The organism is Teichococcus rhizosphaerae (assembly GCF_002631185.1).
GTDB classification, from domain to species: Bacteria; Pseudomonadota; Alphaproteobacteria; order Acetobacterales; family Acetobacteraceae; genus Pseudoroseomonas; species Pseudoroseomonas rhizosphaerae.
On the sequence record NZ_PDNU01000019.1, the window covers coordinates 17,664 to 36,895 of the forward strand.

The following is a 19,232-nucleotide window of genomic DNA, read 5'->3' on the forward strand; positions in this document are numbered from 1 at the left end:
CAGGGGGGTAGCCCCGCCGCCGGGCTCCCGCCGTATCGGCCTGCGCCCCATGCCCCGGCGCGCCTCCCCCGCCCCGCCGCGTCAGGGCTCCGCCAGCCAGGCGGCGCCCACCGCGTCCGCGCCCGAGGGCAGGGCCCGGGCGGGATCCTCCATCCAGGACAGGATGTCCTCCGCCACACTGTCGCTCACCCCGTCGCGCAGCAGCAGGTGCCAGCCCTCGCCGTAGCGGGCCAGCCGCGTCTCGGGGCGCATGCCGCGCAGCGCGCCGCGGGTGACGGAAGGCGGCGCCACCCTGTCCTTCGCGCCCTGCAGCACCAGGGTGGGCGGCGCGCAGCAGCCGGCCAGCCGCGCGGTGGCGCCGTCCATCAGGCCGAGCAGGCCCCAGGCGGCGTCGATGCGCGTGTCCTTGATGGTCAGCGGGTCGCGGCTGAAGCGTCGCAGCGCGGCGGTGTTGTCGCTGGCGGTGATGCTGCCCGCGCCGGGCGGAAAGGCCAGCGCCGGCAGGCTGTGCGCCAGCAGCCAGAAGGCGCCCTTGGCCACCGGCCCGATGGCGGCATAGGACCAGAAGGCGGGCGCCATCAGCAGCATCCCGTCCGGCGGCGCGGCGGCGGCGGGACCGGTCACGGCCAGCACCGCGACGGCCGCGCCCATGCTCTCGCCCAGCAGGAACAGCGGCAGGCCGGGGTGGCGCTCGCGCAGCAGGCGCAGCGCCGCCGCCGCATCGGCCGCCAGCGTCTCCTCGCCCGGCCAGAGGGTGCGGTTGGGCGAGGCGCCGAAGCCGCGGTGGTCATAGGCGTAGGTCAGCACGCCGGCCTCGGCGAGCCGCCCGAAGCCGTCCAGCAGGAAGTTGCCGGCATGGTCGTTGAAGCCGTGCAGCGCCAGCAGCACGGCGCGGGGCGGCAGGCCCGCCGGCGGGTCGCGGCGGTGCAGCTTCAGCCGCGCGCCGTCGGCCGCCACGATCGCGTCCTCCGCCAGGGCCGGCGACAGCACGGCAGGGCCCGCCGGCACCACGCGCGGCGCGCAGCCCGCGAGCGCCAGCAGGGCCAGGCCCAGCAGGGCATGGCCCCACAGCGCCCGGCGCAACAAGGCCTGGCCTGGCGAGGCGGGACCCGGAGGCGCGGGGTTGGCGGGGGAGACGGCAATCCTGCGCATGCGGTGCGGCATCGCCCTCCGGCATAGCGGGGGCGGCGCCGCCCTGTCCATTCCATCGCCTTCCCCCGCCCCGTTCGCCGCCCGGCCCAGCGCCCGGCCCTGTCCCCTGGCCCCACTCCACGCTCCGCCTCCCCTGGACCGCCCCCCATGGGCCGCGTCCCTTGGGCCGTCCCTGTCCCGACTGGCGGGCGGGGCCGCCTGCCCCTATGTTCCGGACGATCTTGGCCAGTGACGGGAACCACCCGATGCGCGATGCGAACCTGACGGGCTACACCCCGAAAGCCACCCCCGGCGTGACGCCGGAGGACATCCTGCCCGCCTTCAGCCGGGTCGTCTCCTGCGATGGCGGCGGCGGCGCGCTGGGGCATCCGGCGGTGTCGCTGCGCATCGAGGCCACGCAGGTCACCTGCCCCTATTGCTCGCGCACCTATGTGCTGCAGGACGGCGCGGGTGGCGACGACCACCACTGAGGGGCTGGCGGACGCCGCCGCCGCCCAAGCCCCCGGCACCACCGGGCCCGCGCCGCACCTGATCCTGGTGGACGGCTCGGGCTACATCTTCCGCGCCTTCCACGCCCTGCCGCCGATGACGCGGCCGGACGGGGTGCCGGTGAACGCCGTGTTCGGCTTCACCAACATGCTCGGGCAGTTCCTCACCCGGCATGTCGGCACCCACCTGGCGGTGGTGTTCGACGCCTCGCGCGTCACCTTCCGCAACGCCATCTACGACCAGTACAAGGCGCACCGGCCCGAGGCCCCGCCCGAGCTGGTGCCGCAGTTCTCCCTGATCCGCGAGGCCACCGCCGCCTTCGGCGTCGCCTGCATCGAGCTGGACGGCTACGAGGCGGACGACCTGATCGCCGCCTACGCCAAGGCCTTCGAGGGCACGGGCGGGCAGGTCACCATCGTCTCCTCCGACAAGGACCTGATGCAGCTCGTCCGCCCCGGCGTGCAGCTGCTCGACCCGATCAAGCAGAAGCCGATCCGCGAGCCGGAGGTGTTCGAGAAGTTCGGCGTGACGCCGGACAAGGTGGTGGACGTGCAGGCGCTCGCCGGCGACAGCACGGACAACGTGCCCGGCGTGCCCGGCATCGGCATCAAGACCGCCGCCGCGCTGATCACCGAACATGGCGACCTGGAGGGGCTGCTCGCCGCCGCCCCGCAGATCAGGCAGCCCAAGCGGCGCGAGGCGCTGATCGCCCATGCCGAGCTGGCCCGCATCAGCAAGAAGCTGGTGACGCTGGACAGCGACGCGCCGCTGCCCGCCCCGGTGGACAGCCTGCTGGTCCGTGCGCCCGAGCCTGGCCGCCTCGCCGGCTTCCTGCGCGAGCAGGGCTTCCGCTCGATGCTGCACCGGATGGGGCTGGATGGCGACGCGAACGCCGACTCGGCGCCCGTCAGCCGCCCGCGCCACGCGCCCGCCTCTGCCACGGGCCTGCCCGAGCCGGCGGCCGCCACCGCCGAGGTCACCCCCGCCGCCGACGCCGCGCCCTTCGGCCCCTACGAGACGGTGACGGAGGCGGCCGCGCTCGCGCCCTGGATCGCCGCCGCGCGCGAGGCCGGCGTGCTGGCGCTGGACACCGAGACGGACAGCCTGGACGCGCTGCACGCCAACCTCGTCGGCATCTCCCTGGCCGTGGCGCCGGGCCGCGCCTGCTACATCCCGCTGCGCCACGGCCCCGCCCAGGCGGGCGCCGACCTGCTGGAGGAGGCGCCCAAGCCGCCGCCGCAGATGACGCAGGACGAGGCCATCGCCGCGCTGCGCCCGCTGCTGGAGGACCCGTCCGTCCTCAAGGTGCTGCACAACGCCAAGTACGACCTGGAGGTGCTGTGCCGGGCGGAGAATGGCGGCGTCGCCGTGGCCCCCCTCGATGACACCATGCTGATCTCCTACAGCATGGATGCCGGCCGCCACGGCCATGGCATGGACGAGCTTTCGCTGCGCCATCTCGGCCACCGCCCCATTCCCTATGACGAGGTGACGGGCACTGGCCGCGCGCGCATCCCCTTCGGCCAGGTGGCGCTGGACAAGGCCACCGCCTATGCCGCCGAGGACGCGGACGTGACGCTGCGCCTGTGGCAGGCGCTGAAGCCCCGGCTGCGGACCGAGCGGGCGCTCGCCCTCTACGAGCAGGTGGAGCGCCGCATGGTGGCCGTGCTGCGCGACATGGAGCTGGCCGGCATCAAGGTGGACGGCGCGGAGCTGGCCCGCATCGGCGAGGATTTCTCCCAGCGCATGGTGACACTGGAGAAGGAGATCCACGAGCTGGCCGGCAAGCCCTTCAATGTCGGCTCGCCGAAGCAGCTCGGCGAGATCCTGTTCGACGAGCAGAAGCTGCCGGGCGGCAAGCGCGGCAAGGCCGGCGCCTGGGGCACCGATGCCGCCGTGCTGGAGGACCTCGCCGCACGCGGCCACGAGCTGCCGCGCCGGGTGCTGCACTGGCGCCAGCTTTCCAAGCTGAAATCGACCTATGTGGAAGGGCTGGCGGCGCAGATCGACAAGCGTGACGGCCGGGTCCACACCGACTTCTCCATGGCCCTCACCTCGACGGGGCGGCTTTCCTCCACCGAGCCCAACCTGCAGAACATCCCCATCCGCACCGAGGAGGGCGCGCGCATCCGCCGCGCCTTCGTGGCCGAGCCGGGTCATGTGCTGCTGGCGGCCGACTATTCGCAGATCGAGCTGCGGCTGCTCGCGCACCTGGCCGACGTGCCCTCGCTGCGCGAGGCCTTCGCCAAGGGCGAGGACATCCACAGCCGGACGGCGGCCGACATCTTCCGCCTCGACCCGGACAAGGTGGACCGCGAGGCGCGGCGCCGCGCCAAGACCATCAACTTCGGCATCATCTACGGCATGTCGGCCTTCGGGCTGGCGGCACGCCTCGGCATCGGGCCGGGCGAGGCGCGCGGCATCATCGACGCCTATTTCTCCCAGTATCCCGGCATCCTGGAGGAGATGGAGCGGCTGAAGGCGCAGGCGCGGGAGACGGGCTACGTCACCACCCCCTTCGGCCGCAGGCTGTGGATCGACGGCATCCAGGCCCGCGAGCAGGCGCGCCGCGGCAATGCCGAGCGTGCCGCCATCAACGCCCCCTTCCAGGGGGGCGCCGCCGAGATCATCAAGCGCGCCATGGTGCGGATGCCGGCGGCGCTGAGGGCGGCGGGGCTCTCGGCGCGGATGCTGCTGCAGGTGCATGACGAGCTGCTCTTCGAGGTGCCCGAGGCGGAGGTGGAGGCCACCGCCGCATGCGTCCGCGCGGTGATGGAGGGCGTGGCCGAGCTGCGCGTGCCGCTCAAGGCCGAGATCGGGCATGGCGCCAACTGGGGCGAGGCCCACTGAGGCCGCGCCTCCTTCCCCGCGCCTCTTCCGGCCCCCTTCCTGCCGGGCCGGCCGGGGCGCGGCGGGGGGTCTGCCCCGCAGAGCCCGCGGTTGAGCCGGGCGGCACAACGGTCTAAGCCCCGCGCGACGAGACTGCAGGAAGGTTGGACCGCCATGGCCGACATCGTGACCATCCGCCGCGCCCTGATTTCGGTGCATGACAAGACCGGGCTGCTGGATTTCGCCCGCTTCCTCGCCGGGAAGGGCGTCGAGATCCTTTCCACCGGCGGCACCGCGCGCCTGCTGCGCGAGAATGGCGTGGCCGTGGTCGATGTCTCCGAGCACACCGGCTTCCCCGAGATCCTGGACGGCCGGGTGAAGACGCTGGTGCCGCAGATCCATGGCGGGCTGCTCGGCCGCCGCGCCCTGCCCGAGCATGTGGCGCAGATGGAGAGCCACCGCATCGCGCCGATCGACCTGCTGGTCTCCAACCTCTATCCCTTCGAGGCCACGGTCGCGAAGGGCGCCTCCCATGAGGAGACGGTGGAGGAGATCGACATCGGCGGCCCGGCCCTGACCCGCGCGGCGGCCAAGAACCACGAGGACGTCGCCGTCATCACCGCGCCCGAGCAGATGGCCGGGGTGCGGGCCGAGATCGAGGCCCAGGGCGGCACCAGCCTCGCCACCCGCAAGCGCCTCGCGGCGGCCGCCTTTTCCCGCACCGCCGCCTATGACACCGCCATCTCCACCTGGTTCGCGGAAAGGCTGGAGCAGGACTTCCCGCCGCGCCTCGCCATGGCCGGCGTGCTGCGCCAGACGCTGCGCTACGGCGAGAACCCGCACCAGCAGGCGGCCTTCTACACGGACGGCTCCAACCGCCCCGGCATCGCCACCGCGACGCAGGTGCAGGGCAAGGAACTCTCCTTCAACAACCTGAACGACACCGACGCCGCCTTCGAATGCGTGGCCGAGTTCGAGCGGCCCGCCATCGTCGTGGTCAAGCACGCCAATCCCTGCGGCGTGTCGGAAGGGGAGAGCCTGGCGCAGGCCTGGGACCTGGCGCTGCGCTGCGACCCGGTCTCGGCCTTTGGCGGCATCGTCGCCGCCAACCGCACGCTGGATGCCGCCGCCGCCGAGCGCATCTCCGCCATCTTCACCGAGGTGGTGGTGGCGCCCGACGCGGACGAGGCGGCCCGCGCCATCTTCGCCCGCAAGAAGAACCTGCGCCTGCTGCTGACCGGCGGCCTGCCGGACCCGGCGGCGCCGGGCCGCGTGCTGCGCTCCGTCGCGGGCGGCTTCCTGGCGCAGTCGCGCGACGCGGGGCGCGTCGCCGAGGCGGCGCTCAAGGTGGTGACGAAGCGCGCGCCGACGCCGCAGGAGATGGCGGACCTCATCTTCGCCTTCCGCGTGGCCAAGCACGTGAAGTCCAACGCCATCGTCTATGCCAAGGGCGGCTCCACGGTGGGCATCGGCGCGGGGCAGATGAGCCGGGTCGATTCGGCGCGCATCGCCGCCTGGAAGTCGGCCGAGGCCGCCAAGGCCGCCGGGCTGGAGGCGCCGCTGGCGCATGGCTCCGTGGTCGCGTCCGATGCCTTCTTCCCCTTCGCGGACGGCCTCCAGGCCGCGGCGGCGGCGGGCGCCACGGCGGTGATCCAGCCGGGCGGCTCGATCCGCGACAACGAGGTGATCGCGGCGGCCGACGAGGCGGGGCTCGCCATGGTGTTCACCGGCATGCGCCACTTCCGGCACTGAGGCAAAGCCGCGCCGGGCCCCATGACCTGGCGCGGTTCAGAGGCCTGGCAGAAGCTGCCGCAGCATGCCGGGCAGCGCGGATGGTTGAGCGGCAGGCAAGGCGGGCGCGGACAGGCTCGGCAGCGGCGCATGCCTGGCTTGGCTGCGCGCCTGCTCCCTCTCCTGCTCTCTGCGGCTGGCCCGGTAGCAGGCGGTGCCGATGGTCGGGTCTGCCCTCTCGCATTCCTGCAACGTGGCGGCGAGAGCCACGGTCTGGCGCAGTTGTGCCTGGATGGTTGCGCGTGTCACCAGGAACGGCTCCCGCGTGCCAAAGCGCCGCTCCCCCTCTTCCAGCGCCGCCAGGGCGGCGGAACCCTGTCCCGAGGTCAGCAGCAGCCGGGCCAGCAATTCATAGGTGCTGGTGGTGGCGTTGGGCATGGACCGTGCTCTTTCCGCCTCGCGCAGGGCATGGGTGATCCGCCCCTCCTTCTCGGCGACCTCGGCCGATGCCATGGCCTGCAGCAAGGGGATGCGCCGCAAAGCCGGGCTGTCGGCCTCCCGCGCCGCCGCCGGAAGGTCGTTCTGGAGCAACGCCCTGGCCATTCTCTCATGGGCCAGCAACGCGTGCTGGTAGGCCAGAACATCTGCGTACAGGGGCTTGCCCTCGGCGAAGGGAGAGGGGCGGGTCTCGGCATCAACGGCATTGGGCCAGTGGCGTGCCTCATAATCGCGGGCGCCTTGCTGGCGGAGTTGCAGGGATTCGTAGCGTTCCGTCCAGGGGGCGGCGGCCTGGGCAACCGCTTCCTCGATCTGCGGCGCCAGCAGGCCCGCGGCCTGGCTGCCCAGAGACTGCCACTGCGAGCCCTTGCCGAGCAGGCCGAGGCTTGCGCCGAGGCCGAAGGCCTGGCTGACCGTGCCACGGAGCTCGGCGGCCCGCGCCGCGCGGTGCTGCTCGGAGGCGGCGATGTGCCGGAAGAAATCCAACATGCCCTCCGGCGAGTATCCGGCCCGTACGGCAAGGTCCAGGCCGAAGCGATCCGCCTCGGCCTCCTGCTCCCGGCTGAAGCGGGCATCGCCTAGGTCGCTGTACATGGCTGCGAGGATCCGCGTGCCGCTGGCGGCCGCGACGATGGTGTTGCGGTCATTGTCGCGCGTGTTGTCCTGCAGGCGCATGCCGCCTCCCGGCGCCCCGACGACGCGGCTGTTGGCCAGGACCGTGCCGAGCGCCACGGTTTCCGCCGCGAGAACCAGCGAATCCTGCGCTTGACGGTTGTTCTGCCGGCGCTGTTGCAAATGGCCGAGCAGCACATGGCCCGCTTCATGGCCGAGCAGAAAGGCCAGCTCATCCTCCGTCTTCGCGGAAGCGAGCGCGCCGAGATCGATGAAGATCTGGTTGCTGGCATGCGCGCGGCCGCCATAATTCAGGTCTGCAACCAGGAACAGCTCGATTGGCGGGTCAGCCCGGGTGGCGGTCCAGTTTGCCAGCAGGCGGTTCAGGATCGCCTCCATGGCAGGCTGCAACCTTGCGTCGCGTATGGCCGGCTGGTTGGCCAGCGGCACCGGCCGTCCATCGGCCCCGCGCGAAGCCTGGACGGCGGCAGGTCTCGCCAGGGCCATGCGCGCCGTCGAGAGGACCGCCGGATCCTCGCTGGTCCTGATCTCCGGCACAGCGGGCGCGGCGCAGGCGGCCAGCAGGGCGAGCCCGACCACAGGCAGCGGAACCGTGCGGCACAGCCAGGCAAGAGGTGCCAGCGCCGAGCTCATCGGGTGCAGCGCCTGCCGCCGGCGGAGGAACCGGCCATGCCGGCGGTCTGCTGCTCGCGCGTCGGCAGGGGATTGTCGCAAACAATGGCTTCCGGTGCCATCAGATCGCGGTCAAGCAGCCATGTCTCGCTGTTGTTGATCCTGACCTTCAGCCACCGCTTGTTCCGTCCCAAGCTCTGAAGCGGCGTCTCCCTGCTGGCGCCCAGCTGGCTGGCGGAAAGCGTGTACTGCGTTTCGGGTCGGTCTGGGTCCGTCCTGGCGCGTACCGTACTGCCGATACTGCCGATGAAGTACTCTGGCTGGATAGGGGGGGCCGGCTGGGCCTGGACCGCCGGAGGCAGGATGGCGAAGCTCAGGGCCAGCAGGACCGCCTGTCCCAAAGACCCTGCCGGGCCGATGACAACGAGACTCATGAAGATCTCCCTGATGCGAATGGGACCCCAGCGAAGCGCGGCTTCAGCCTATCGCCCGGCGGGTTCCTGCTGGCCCGACGTCGCGCCGGCCTCGGCATCCAGCCAGCCTTCCAGAAACTGTTCCGCCGCCATGCCAAGAGCGAACAGCATCAAAGCAGCAACATTCTCGTCCCGCAACATTTCGATCCCATACAGCGAAGGTGCTGCGAAAGACAGGAACAGGAAGAACACCCCGGCAATAATCTGCCGGCCCATGATGCTGCTCAGGCATGCCAGGGCCAGCATGCTGAACTTGATCAGCAAATCTCCGATCCCCGAATCCGGCCGGGCAGGTTTTGGATAGTCCGGCCCCGCACGCAGCAGCGTGTCCAACGCCGTGGCGTGCAGCAGGACGCCCGGCACGGTCCCGTGCAGGGGAGAGTGGATCCGGTCCGGATGGCTGGCCAATGCCGTGCCGATCAGCACGACCCTGCCGCGCAGAAGGCGCTCGAGCAGTTCCGGCCTGTTCGTCGGGGTCAGCAGCATATCGGCCGGGATCAGCGGAAAGGGCAGACAGGCCGAACGGTCGGAGGCGTGCTCGATGCTGCTGGCCGCCCAGTCCGGCAAGCCGAATTTTTCGCCTATGCTAACCTCATTTCCCAAGGACATGGCCTCGGTCAAAACGACCCCGAGGCTCTGCCACAGTTTCGAGTCCCAGCGATCCAGCCCCTCTTCCTGCGGATAAAAGGTGCAGGACCAGCGGTCGAGCGCGCGGATATCCCGTGCAACGGCGGGGGCGGCATTCAGCCGCCAGCGCGGAATCAAATAGGCAGGCTCGCCGGCCTTGTGCAGTTCCCCCAAGAACGCACCCTGCCGGAAAGGGGCGCACTCGACGGGCGCAGCCTCGTCCTGGCAGGTCACTTCCAAGATGGACAGCGCGGCGGCGGGTCCCATGAAGGAGCGCGAGATCCAGGCGTGGCTGTGGCTCTGCGTTTTCGAGTCCTGCACCCCTTGGGGAGCCGTACTGTCGGGCAGTCCAGCGGCATCATGCCTGGAAGGCTCAGGAACTGGCGGGGCCTTTGCAACCGGGATGTGGCGCCCGGAGACATGGCGTTCGACCAGCGCGTAGCTACGCCGGTCCTTTTCATGCACATTCTGATTGATGAAAGTCGTTCTGGCTTCGGCCTCCTGCAGGCTGCCCGCCAGGGCTGTGGGACAGAGAGTGAAAGGCGCCTGAGTTTTCAGGCAGTCCATAGGACGTCGAAAATTCTTGTCGGAGAGCTTGCTGAACGCCCACTGGCTCTGATCGGCAAGCAGGAGTCTGGGCAGGCCGGCCTCGGGTTTGTTGCTGTCTTCGATCAACCGGCGCAGCGGCGGGCTGCCATGGTCGATCACTGGCCGTTCTTCGCCCAGCACGACATCAAGGAATACGGTTCGGGGAGCCCTTTGGTTCACGCTGTCGATCAAGGCGGACCAGAAGCCGAAGCTCGGCGGCCAGGTCTCGTCCAGGGCGCGCAGGCTCCTTTCGTTCACCATCACCACAGCCACAGCTTCCGAGGCGACCGGAGGATGCCAGATGGCATTCAGCCGAGCCTCGATACGATGAGAAGCAGCCTGAGTCAGGGCTGAAAAGCCGAAAGGATCCAGATAGGCGCCCATCATGAGAAAAGCGCCGAGGACAAGGGTGCGGCAGACCTTGCGCCACACACCCCCATCGCCTGGCAACAAGATGCGAAATGCGAGTCTCATCAGGCCGCGCAATCCATTCAGATTCTATTGCCTTACAGCAATGAATTCGAACTGGCCACTGCCTCCTGCCAAGCTCCTCTCCCCATCTCGGGGGGGAACAGAAGAAACCTGTAGTATCAGCCTACAGTGCCTTATAATAAAACATTGTCGCATCCACGCCGCCGCCGCTGCGCAGCGCATAGCCCGGGATGGCGCCGGCCTCGCGCCAGCCCAGGCCCCGGTAGAGCGGCTCGCCCGCATCGCCGGTCTTGGTGTCGAGCACCAGCAGGGTCCGGCCCTCCGCCGCGGCAATTCCTTCCAGCGCCAGCATCAGCGCGCGGGCGATGCCCCGCCGCCGCGCCGCAGGGTGGACCATCAGCTTCGAGACCTCGGCGCGGTGCCGGCCATTGGGCAGGCCGGCCAGCGCCAGCGCACCGGTGCCGAGGATCCGCCCTTCCTGGCGCGCCACCAGCACGCGGCGGGAGCCGTCGCACAGGCTGCCCTCCAGCCCGCGCCACCAGCCCTCCGCCTCGCCCGGCGGCATGGGGTGCAGGAAGCCGATGCTGGCGCCATCCGCCACGCAGGCCTCCAGCAGCGCGGCCAGCTCCGGCAGGGCGGCGGCCAGGGCCTTGGCGGTGAGTTCCTCGATCATGCGCGGGCCTTTCAGGGCTGGATGATGGCCAGGAGGTAGCGGGCGGCCGGCCCCTCCGCGGGGCAGGCGAAGGCGCTGGCGCCGTGCAGCCGGTAGCGCAGGCAATCCCCCGGCCCCAGCGCGTGGGCCACGCCCTCGACGGTGAGGCCAAGCCGGCCCTCCAGCAGCCAGAGGTGATGCTCCAGCCCGGGCAGGGGCGAGCGGGCGTAGTCGATGCACGCGCCGGGCGGCAGCCTCCCCTCCAGCAGCTCGCCCCGCAGCCCTGGGCCGGGCGGCGAGACGGAGCGGCGCCGGAAGCCCGTCTCGGGATCGGTCCAGAGGGTCTGCGCAGCGGGGGGCACCAGGGCGGCGGGGGCCTCCTCCACCGTCCGCATCAGCCAGGAAAGCGGCCGGCCATAGGCGGCGCAGAGCCGCCCCAGCATGCCGGCCGTGGCGCTGGCCTCGCCGCGCTCCAGCCGGGACAGGGTGGCGCGGCTGATGCGGGTGCGCTCGGCCAGGGTTTCCAGCGCCCAGCCCTGCTCGGCGCGCAGCCGGGCAAGGCAGGCGGCGAGGCGGGTTTCCAGCGGGTCGGGCGACGAATCCTCTCTCATGAGGGAAATTTTCTCTCTTGAGAGAGAAGCCCGTCAAGCCTCTTCCATTCCGCCGCCTGCCTGTAGGATGGCGGCATCCTTGGAGACCGCGATGTCCGACTGGCTGGTTCCCGTCGCCCTGCTGTCCGTGCTGATCACGCTCGGGCTGCTGGGGGTCATGATGCTGCGCCGCCCCGGGCCGGGCGCCGCCTCCGGGCTGGAGGGCTTCGCCCTGCTGGCGGGAAAGCTGGAGGCGCTGGCCGCCAGCCAGGAGCGCCTCGCCGCCCTCACCGCCGACCGCCTGGCGCAGCAGGACCGCCAGCTGGCCGAGCGCCTGCACGAGACCACCCGCCGGCTGGACGCCTCCCTGCTGGCGCAGAACGACCGGATGGCGGCCGCCACCGCCGGGCTGCGGCAGGCCATGGCGGCGCAGAACGAGAGGCTGGACGCGGCGCTGGCCCAGCAGAACGAGCGCTTCCTGCGCAACTTGGCCGACTCCGCCCGGCAGGCGCAGGAAACGGCGGGGCAGATCCAGGAGCGCCTGGCGGTGATCGACGCCGCGCGGCAGAACATGGAGGCGCTGGGCACGCAGGTGAACCTGCTTTCCGGCATCCTCGGCAACAAGCAGTCGCGTGGCGCCTTCGGCGAGATGCAGCTGCGCCAGCTCGTCGAGGACCGGCTGCCGGCGGATGCCTTCTCCTGGCAGCACACCCTCTCCAACGGCACGCGCTGCGACTGCCTGATCCGCCTGCCCTACCCGCCCGGCCCCGTGGCGGTGGACAGCAAGTTCCCGCTCGAGGCTTGGCAGGCGCTGCGCGACGCGGAGGACGCGCCGGCCCGCGCCGTCGCCGCCCGCCAGTTCAGCGCCGACATGCGCCGGCATGTCGAGGACATCGCCCGCAAATACCTCATCCCCGGCGAGACGGCGGAGGCGGCGATCCTGTTCGTGCCCTCCGAGGCGGTGTTCGCCGAGCTGCACACCGGCTTCGGCGCGCTGGTGGACGAGGCGCAGCGGCGGCGCGTCTATGTCGCCTCCCCCACCACCCTCTGGGCCATGCTCTCGGCGATGCGGGCGCTGATGCAGGACATCCGCATGCGCGCCCAGGCGGGGCGAATCCGCGAGGAGGTGGGCCGGCTCGCCGCCGACGTGGCGCGGCTGAACGAGCGGGTCACGCGGCTGAAGGGCCACTTCAACCAGGCGCAGGACGACATCCGGCAGATCGACATCAGCACGGAGAAGATCGCCCGCGCCGGGGCGCGCATCGCCGCGGTGGAGGTGGATGACGAGCCGGAGGCGCTGCCCGCCTCGCCGGCCTCCCTTCCCCCCGAAGGGGTGGCGCCGCCGGCCTGAGCCGGGCGGCCGCCCCTATTCGGCGGGCAGCCCGGCGAGCGAGCCGGCGCTGCGGGCCGGCCGCCGCACCGAGAGGATGGAGACCAGCACCAGGGCGCCGATCATGCCGACATGCTCGCCCGCCGTGTGGAAGGCGGTCAGGGCGCGCTCGCCCTCCAGCCGCCAGAAATGGTGAACGATGGGGATGGTCAGCGCGGTGAACACGCCAAGCGCGCCGGAGCCGAGCCAGGTCCAGCGGTTGAGGATGACCAGCGCCGAGCCGCCGAGCTGGGTGACGATGACCAGGATGTTGAACAGCACCGGCGGGTTCAGGCCGAAATGCGCCATCTCCGCGACGCCGCCCTGGAAGTCCAGCAGCTTGTCGAGGCCGCTGCCCCAGAAGGGGAAGCACAGGACGATGCGGGCGAGCCGCTCGACCGCCGCGCTGCCCAGGATGGTCTCGATGAGTCTCGGCATGACCGCCTTCCCTGTCCGGAAGCCGCCCATACCGCATTTCGATGCGAAATGAAAACGAGCGCCCGGCGGGCCGGACGCTCGATCACAGGCTCGTGCGCGGCCTTCAGCGGCCGGACATGATGCGCTCGACCAGCTGCCGCACGGTCGGGATGAAGCCGTTCGAGTAGAAGGGGTCCTGCCCGAAGCGGTAGGCGTTGTGGCCGGCGAACATCAGGTTGTGCTCGATCTCGCCGTCATGGGCGATGTCCTGCAGGGTCTTCTGGATGCAGAAGCTGCGCGGATCGGCCTTCTTGCCGTTGCTGTAGTCCGGCCCGTGCTGGGTCCAGTTGGAGAAGCGGCAATGGGACAGGCAGCCCATGCAGTCCGTCTGGTCCTTCAGGATCTCGCGGGAATTCTCGGGCGTCACGAAGACCAGCGTGTTGTCCGGCGTCCGCAGCGGCTCGGTGAAGCCCTGCGCCTCCCAGTGGCGCACCCGCTCAAGGTCGCCCGGCGCCAGCCAGACGAGCCGCTTGCGGGGACCGACGCCGTATTCGGCCGTGTGCTCGCCCACCGGCTCGGGGCTGATCGCCACCTGCCGCTCGTTGCGCGCCTCGAGGTCGCGCAGGAACTCGTTGCGCACGGCCGAGGAATAGAAGCCCGTGGGCGAGAAGGGCTGCAGCAGCACGTCGCCGAGCTTCAGCGTCAGCAGGCGCTGCTTCCAGGCGTCGCTGATCGGGCTTTCCCGGGTCAGCAGCGGGCGGGTGCCGAACTGGAAGGCGATGGGGCCGAGCTCGGGGTTGTCGATCCAGTCCTCCCACTCCTCCAGCCACCAGACGCCGCCGGCCATGATGATCGGCACGTCGCCCAGGCCGAAGGCGCGCATCTGCTCGCGCAGCTTCAACACGCGGGCATAGGGGGCCTCGGGCCTGTTCGGGTCCTCGGAATTGGACAGGCCGTTATGGCCGCCCGCCAGCCACGGGTCCTCATAGACCACGCCGCCCAGCAGCTCGGCCGCCTTGGAGTAGGAGCGCTTCCACAGCGCCGCGAAGGCGCGGCCCGAGGACACGATCGGATAGTAGAAGACGTTGAACTCGCGGGCGATCTCGGCCAGGCGGTAGGGCATGCCGGCGCCGCAGGTGACGCCGTTGATCAGCCCCTTGGCGCCTTCCAGCACGCCGCGCAGCACGCGCTCGGCGCCGCCCATCTCCCACAGCACGTTGATGTGGATGCGGCCTTTGCCATTGGCCCGCTCATAGGCCTCGCGCGCCTGGGCGATGCCGCCCGAGATGCCATAGGCCACCAGCTCCTCGTGACGGTCGCGCCGGGTGCGGCCGTGATAGACCTGCCGGATGACGTTGCCATCCGCGTCATAGCTGTCGGCATTGACGCCGGAGAAGGTGCCGACGCCGCCGGCGCCCGCCCATTCCCCGCAGGAAGCCCCCGTGGACACGGCGACGCCCTTGCCGCCTTCCACCAGCGGAAGCACCTCCACACCGCCCATCCGGATCGCGTTGATTGCCTTCACCGCAGTCTTACCGTTCCCGAAACTGATTTCACGATAGCGTCATTTAAGGTGGGCCGCACCCATTCCGAGCCCCACGCCTGAAATTTTTTGAAACCTGGCGTGAGCGCGGCGGGAGGTCAGGCCCCGCCGCGTCCCGGCTCAGTCGTAGTCGCGGCGCGGGCGGCGCTCGCGGCGTTCACGGCGCTCGCCGCCCTCGGCCTCGCCCTCGCCCCCCTCGCGCGGCGGGCGGCGGGCACCGACCTGCTCGCTGATGTCGGCACCCGTGGACTGATCGACAACCCGCATGGACAGCTTCACCTTGCCGCGGTCGTCGAAGCCCAGCACCTTCACCTTCACCTTGTCGCCCTGCTTGACGATGTCGGTGGTCTTGTTGACGCGCTCATTGGCCAGCTCGGAAATGTGGACCAGCCCGTCCTTGGCGCCGAGGAAGTTGACGAAGGCACCGAACTCGGCGGTCTTCACCACGGTGCCGTTGTAGATCTGGCCCACCTCCGGCTCGGCGGTGATGCCGCGGATGCGGTCGATCGCGGCCTGGGTCGCCTCGGGGCTGGTGGACGCGATCTTGATCGTGCCGTCATCCTCGATGTCGATCTTGGTGCCGGTGGTCTCGACGATGTCGCGGATCACCTTGCCGCCCGTGCCGATCACCTCGCGGATCTTGTCCTTCGGCACGTTGATGACCGTGATCTTGGGCGCGTTGCCGGCGACGTCCGTGCGCGCGCCCGACAGGCCCTTGGCCATCTCGCCCAGGATGTGCAGGCGCCCGCCCTTGGCCTGCTCCAGCGCGATCTTCATGATCTCGGGCGTGATGGAGGTGATCTTGATGTCCATCTGGAGGGAGGTGATGCCCTCCTCCGTGCCGGCCACCTTGAAGTCCATATCGCCGAGGTGGTCCTCGTCGCCCAGGATGTCGGAAAGCACCGCGAAGCCGCGGTCCTCCTTGATCAGGCCCATGGCAATGCCGGCGCAGGGGCGGGTCAGCGGCACGCCCGCATCCATCAGCGACAGTGAGGTGCCGCAGACGGTGGCCATCGAGGAGGAGCCGTTCGACTCGGTGATCTCGGAGACCACGCGCATCGTGTAGGGGAAGGTGGACTTCTCCGGCAGCAGGCGCTTGATGGCGCGCCAGGCCAGCTTGCCATGGCCGATCTCGCGGCGGCCCGGGCTGCCCATCCGGCCCGTCTCGTTCACCGAGTAGGGCGGGAAGTTGTAGTGCAGCATGAAGTTCTCGCGGTACTCGCCCGCGAGCTGGTCGATGATCTGCTCGTCCTGGCCGGTGCCGAGCGTCGCCACGCAGAAGGCCTGGGTCTCGCCGCGGGTGAAGAGCGCCGAGCCATGGGCGCGCGGCAGCACGCCGACCTCGGCCACGATCGGGCGCACGGTCCTGGTGTCGCGGCCGTCGATGCGGATGCCGGTGTCGAGGATGGCGTTGCGGACGACATCCGCCTCCAGCTCCTTGAGCAGGCCCTTGGCGGCCTCGGCCTCCGTCTCGGAAAGCTGCGCCAGGATCGCCTTCTTGGCCTCGCCCACCTTCTTCTGGCGGAGGAGCTTCTGGGTCTCCTTGTAGGCCTCGCCGATGGCGGCGCTGCCCAGCTCGGCCAGCTTCTTCTTCAGCGCGGCGGTCTCGGCCGATTCCTCCGGCAGGTCCCAGGGCTCCTTGGCGGCGCGCTCGGCCAGCTCGATGATGCCCTCGATCACCGGCTGGAAGCCCTTGTGGCCGAAGGTCACGGCGCCCAGCATGTCGTCCTCGGACAGCTCGCTGGCCTCGGACTCGACCATCAGCACGCCCTCGGCGGTGCCGGCGAGCACGAGGTCGAGCTTGGAGGTCTTCATCTGCTCGAGCGTCGGGTTCAGCACATAGGCGCCCTCGATCAGGCCCACGCGCGCCGCGCCCACCGGGCCGAAGAAGGGAATGCCCGACAGCGTCAGCGCGGCGGAGCAGCCCACCATCGCCACGATGTCCGGGCTGTTCTCCATGTCATGCGACAGCACCGTCGCGATGACCTGCACCTCGTTGCGGAAGCCCTCGGGGAAGAGCGGGCGGATGGGGCGGTCGATCAGGCGGGAGATCAGCGTCTCCGCCTCGGAGGGGCGCCCCTCGCGCTTGAAGAAGCCGCCCGGGATCTTGCCGGCGGCGAAGGCCTTCTCCTGGTAGTTCACGGTGAGCGGGAAGAAGTCCTGCCCCGGCTTCACGCTGCGGGCACCGACCACGGTGCAGAGCACGATGGTGTCGCCGAGGCGGGCCATCACCGCGCCGTCCGCCTGGCGGGCGACCTTGCCCGTCTCCAGGGTGAGCGTCTTGCCGCCCCAGGCGATGTCCTTGCGGAAGTAGTTGTCGAACATGAATCGTCCTTAGCATCGCGGCCCGCGGCGCTCATGCCTGCGGGCCCTGCCTTTCCCCGCCAGGGCCGGCGGCCAGGGCGGGGTGCCGAAAGAGCGATGCGGGAATTGCAGTGCCAGGCCGGGTCTTGGCCTTCCCCCTGGAAGGCTCTCGGCGTCTCGGGCGGCATGGGGTGGCCGCGCGGCGGAACCGCGGGACGCACCATGTGGCCGGAAACGCCGCCACGCCCCTGGATAGTGGATGGGGTCGCGCCCGGCACAGCCTCTGTTCACTCCCGCACGCTCGCGGGTCCGGGCCGCCCGGTCGGGGCGGCCCGCGCGGGGTTATGAACGCTCGGCGGGCGGGATGCTACGGAAAAATCCATCCCGCACCGCCCCTGGAGGCCTCCTCGGCCCGGAACTCCCTCCCCGGCCGGGCGAGAGGAGCCGGCGGCGGCGCCAGGAAAAAGGGCGAAGCCTCGCGGCCCCGCCCCCTCCCTTTGGTGTCCGGCATCGCCCCGCCTGGTGACGCCCAAGGCCCGGGGATGTCCCAGGCCCCGGCGCCGCCAGGGCGGCTCAGGCCGCGGCGCGCAGCGCCGCCGCCTTCACCTCGTCGCTCACCGAGCCGGCGAAGGTCTCGAAGTTCTTCTCGAACAGCGAGACGAGGTGCTTGGCCGTCTTGTCGTAGGCCGCCTTGTCGGCCCAGGCCTCGCGCGGGTTCAGCACCTCGGTCGGCACGCCCGGCACGTCCTGCGGCACGGCGAGGCCGAAGAACGGGTCGGTGGCGAAGGTGGCGTCGTTCAGGCTGCCATCCAGCGCCGCGCGCAGCAGGGCGCGGGTGTGCCTGATGCTCATGCGGTGGCCCGTGCCATAGCTGCCGCCCGTCCAGCCGGTGTTCACCAGCCAGACCTGCGCGCCGTGCTTCGAGATCAGCTCGGCCAGCATCTTGCCGTAGACCTCGGGGTGGCGCGGCAGGAAGGGGGCGCCGAAGCAGGTGCTGAAGGTCGCCTGCGGCTCCTTGCCCAGGCCCTTCTCGGTGCCCGCCACCTTGGCGGTGTAGCCGGACATGAAGTGGTACATCGCCTGGGCGGGCGTCAGCCGGGCGATCGGCGGCAGCACGCCGAAGGCGTCGGCCGTCAGCATCACCACGTTCCTGGGCAGCCCGGCCACGCCGCCCGGCGCGGTGTTCGGGATGAACTCGATCGGGTAGCAGGAGCGGGTGTTCTCGGTCAGCGAGCCGTCATCGAGGTCGAGATTGCCGCGCTCATCCGCGATCACGTTCTCCAGCACCGTGCCGAAGCGGTGCGAGGCGTTCCAGATCTGCGGCTCGGCCTCCTGGCTGAGCTTGATGACCTTGGCGTAGCAGCCGCCCTCGAAGTTGAAGACGCCCTTGTCCGACCAGCCATGCTCGTCATCGCCGATCAGCGCGCGCTCGGGGTCGGAGGAGAGGGTGGTCTTGCCGGTGCCGGAGAGCCCGAAGAACAGCGCGGTGTCGCCATCCTTGCCGACATTGGCCGAGCAGTGCATCGGCAGCACGCCCTTGGCCGGCAGCAGCCAGTTCATCACCGTGAAGATCGACTTCTTGATCTCGCCCGCATAGCTCGTGCCGGCGATGGCGATGACCTTCTTGGCGAAGGAGAGCGCGATCAGCGTGGACGAGCCGGGGCGGCTGCCATCGGTCTCGGGTTCCGCCTGCAGCTCCGGCGCGTGCAGGATGGTGAAGTCGGGCTCGAAGCCCGCCAGCTCCTCCACGGGGGGGCGGATGAACATGTTGCGCGCGAACAGCGCGTGCCAGGCATTGGTCGTCACCAGCCGCACCTTGATGCGGTGCGCGGGGTCCGCGCCGGCATAAAGGTCCTGCGTGAACAGCTCGGGCTGATAGCCCAGCCAGGTGCGGACGCGGGCGCTGAAGGCGTCGAACTTGGCGGGCTCGAGCTTCTGGTTGACCTTGCCCCACCAGATCTCCTGCGTGACCTCCGGGTCGTCGGCCACGAACTTGTCCTGCACCGAGCGGCCGGTGTGCTGGCCGGTCACCGCGATGAAGGCACCCTCCGCCGAGAGCCGCCCCTCGCCGCGGCGCAGCGCATGCGCATACAGGCCGGCGGCGGTCAGGTTGGCATGGACCTCAGACGCGGTGGTCACGCCGGTGCCGGCGAGAGCCTCCAGGGCAGGCTTCGACGCTGTCATCTGGCAGCATTCTCCAAGATCAAGGCGCTTATCCTCCAACGGGCGATCCGTGGGGCAGTAGCCATTGAAGGTCCCCCGCTCGCGCGGCATCCCGCACAACCGCGTGCCA

14 protein-coding genes are annotated in these 19,232 nt (G+C 70.6%); 4 read left to right on the forward strand and 10 right to left on the reverse strand.

The genetic code is table 11. The features are described from left to right. Positions 1-81: 81 nt before the first annotated feature. Positions 82-1,152, reverse strand: a complete 1,071-nt coding sequence (locus CR162_RS11375; protein WP_176559819.1) for an alpha/beta fold hydrolase — start codon at positions 1,150-1,152, stop codon at positions 82-84. A 245-nt stretch (positions 1,153-1,397) separates the two neighbouring features. On the opposite strand from CR162_RS11375, the gene CR162_RS11380 reads away from it, so the two are divergent. The 3 genes from CR162_RS11380 to purH all read left to right on the forward strand — a co-directional run bounded on the left by CR162_RS11380 (position 1,398) and on the right by purH (position 6,222). Beyond that, positions 1,398-1,622: a zinc-finger domain-containing protein gene (locus CR162_RS11380; protein WP_099095679.1), complete on the forward strand. Its 225-nt coding sequence runs from the start codon at positions 1,398-1,400 to the stop codon at positions 1,620-1,622. Further along, a complete protein-coding gene (gene polA / locus CR162_RS11385) occupies positions 1,582-4,491 on the forward strand; it encodes a DNA polymerase I (protein ID WP_099095680.1) in 2,910 nt (969 codons plus the stop codon). The genes CR162_RS11380 and polA overlap by 41 nt, the downstream gene beginning before the upstream one ends. Positions 4,492-4,644: 153 nt before the next feature. Continuing rightward, positions 4,645-6,222 (forward strand): bifunctional phosphoribosylaminoimidazolecarboxamide formyltransferase/IMP cyclohydrolase, encoded by a 1,578-nt coding sequence (gene purH / locus CR162_RS11390; protein ID WP_099095681.1) that lies wholly within the window; start codon positions 4,645-4,647, stop codon positions 6,220-6,222. Between the two features lie 36 nt (positions 6,223-6,258). Here purH and CR162_RS11395 read toward each other — a convergent pair whose 3' ends face one another. The 5 genes from CR162_RS11395 to CR162_RS11415 all read right to left on the reverse strand — a co-directional run bounded on the left by CR162_RS11395 (position 6,259) and on the right by CR162_RS11415 (position 11,327). Beyond that, the gene (locus CR162_RS11395; protein WP_176559820.1) at positions 6,259-7,710 is read right to left on the reverse strand and encodes a M48 family metallopeptidase; all 1,452 of its coding nucleotides are present in this window, start codon (positions 7,708-7,710) and stop codon (positions 6,259-6,261) included. Between the two features lie 251 nt (positions 7,711-7,961). Further along, positions 7,962-8,378 (reverse strand): hypothetical protein, encoded by a 417-nt coding sequence (locus tag CR162_RS11400; protein ID WP_099095683.1) that lies wholly within the window; start codon positions 8,376-8,378, stop codon positions 7,962-7,964. A gap of 48 nt (positions 8,379-8,426) precedes the next feature. Beyond that, positions 8,427-10,064 (reverse strand): CHASE2 domain-containing protein, encoded by a 1,638-nt coding sequence (locus tag CR162_RS11405; protein WP_176559821.1) that lies wholly within the window; start codon positions 10,062-10,064, stop codon positions 8,427-8,429. A gap of 163 nt (positions 10,065-10,227) precedes the next feature. Beyond that, on the reverse strand, positions 10,228-10,737 hold the full coding sequence (locus CR162_RS11410) for a GNAT family N-acetyltransferase (RefSeq protein ID WP_099095685.1): 510 nt from the start codon (positions 10,735-10,737) through the stop codon (positions 10,228-10,230). An 11-nt stretch (positions 10,738-10,748) separates the two neighbouring features. Continuing rightward, a complete protein-coding gene (locus tag CR162_RS11415) occupies positions 10,749-11,327 on the reverse strand; it encodes a helix-turn-helix domain-containing protein (RefSeq protein WP_099095686.1) in 579 nt (192 codons plus the stop codon). 91 nt (positions 11,328-11,418) lie between these two features. Here CR162_RS11415 and CR162_RS11420 point away from each other — a divergent pair, with 91 nt between their 5' ends. Continuing rightward, complete coding sequence (locus CR162_RS11420) at positions 11,419-12,657, forward strand: DNA recombination protein RmuC (protein WP_099095687.1); 1,239 nt, start codon at positions 11,419-11,421, stop codon at positions 12,655-12,657. A 15-nt stretch (positions 12,658-12,672) separates the two neighbouring features. Here the strand turns inward: CR162_RS11420 and CR162_RS11425 are convergent, their stop codons facing one another. The 4 genes from CR162_RS11425 to CR162_RS11440 form a co-directional block, all read right to left on the reverse strand. After that, positions 12,673-13,113: a DoxX family protein gene (locus tag CR162_RS11425; RefSeq protein ID WP_099095688.1), complete on the reverse strand. Its 441-nt coding sequence runs from the start codon at positions 13,111-13,113 to the stop codon at positions 12,673-12,675. Between the two features lie 103 nt (positions 13,114-13,216). Then, entirely contained in the window at positions 13,217-14,617 is a 1,401-nt protein-coding gene (locus tag CR162_RS11430; RefSeq protein ID WP_099095689.1) for an NAD(P)H-dependent flavin oxidoreductase, read from the reverse strand. A gap of 138 nt (positions 14,618-14,755) precedes the next feature. Then, a complete protein-coding gene (gene pnp, locus CR162_RS11435) occupies positions 14,756-16,960 on the reverse strand; it encodes a polyribonucleotide nucleotidyltransferase (RefSeq protein WP_099095690.1) in 2,205 nt (734 codons plus the stop codon). Positions 16,961-17,512: 552 nt separating this feature from the next. After that, the gene (locus CR162_RS11440; protein ID WP_099095691.1) at positions 17,513-19,123 is read right to left on the reverse strand and encodes a phosphoenolpyruvate carboxykinase; all 1,611 of its coding nucleotides are present in this window, start codon (positions 19,121-19,123) and stop codon (positions 17,513-17,515) included. Positions 19,124-19,232: the final 109 nt, after the last annotated feature.

Coding starts and splice junctions, on each gene's coding strand:
- CR162_RS11380 (WP_099095679.1), top strand. CDS start 1,398: ATGCGCGATGCGAACCTGACGGGCTACACCCCGAAAGCCACCCCCGGC.
- CR162_RS11420 (WP_099095687.1), top strand. CDS start 11,419: ATGTCCGACTGGCTGGTTCCCGTCGCCCTGCTGTCCGTGCTGATCACG.
- CR162_RS11375 (WP_176559819.1), bottom strand. CDS start 1,152: ATGCGCAGGATTGCCGTCTCCCCCGCCAACCCCGCGCCTCCGGGTCCC.
- CR162_RS11440 (WP_099095691.1), bottom strand. CDS start 19,123: ATGACAGCGTCGAAGCCTGCCCTGGAGGCTCTCGCCGGCACCGGCGTG.
- pnp (WP_099095690.1), bottom strand. CDS start 16,960: ATGTTCGACAACTACTTCCGCAAGGACATCGCCTGGGGCGGCAAGACG.
- purH (WP_099095681.1), top strand. CDS start 4,645: ATGGCCGACATCGTGACCATCCGCCGCGCCCTGATTTCGGTGCATGAC.
- CR162_RS11410 (WP_099095685.1), bottom strand. CDS start 10,737: ATGATCGAGGAACTCACCGCCAAGGCCCTGGCCGCCGCCCTGCCGGAG.
- CR162_RS11400 (WP_099095683.1), bottom strand. CDS start 8,378: ATGAGTCTCGTTGTCATCGGCCCGGCAGGGTCTTTGGGACAGGCGGTC.
- CR162_RS11395 (WP_176559820.1), bottom strand. CDS start 7,710: ATGGAGGCGATCCTGAACCGCCTGCTGGCAAACTGGACCGCCACCCGG.
- CR162_RS11425 (WP_099095688.1), bottom strand. CDS start 13,113: ATGCCGAGACTCATCGAGACCATCCTGGGCAGCGCGGCGGTCGAGCGG.
- CR162_RS11415 (WP_099095686.1), bottom strand. CDS start 11,327: ATGAGAGAGGATTCGTCGCCCGACCCGCTGGAAACCCGCCTCGCCGCC.
- polA (WP_099095680.1), top strand. CDS start 1,582: ATGTGCTGCAGGACGGCGCGGGTGGCGACGACCACCACTGAGGGGCTG.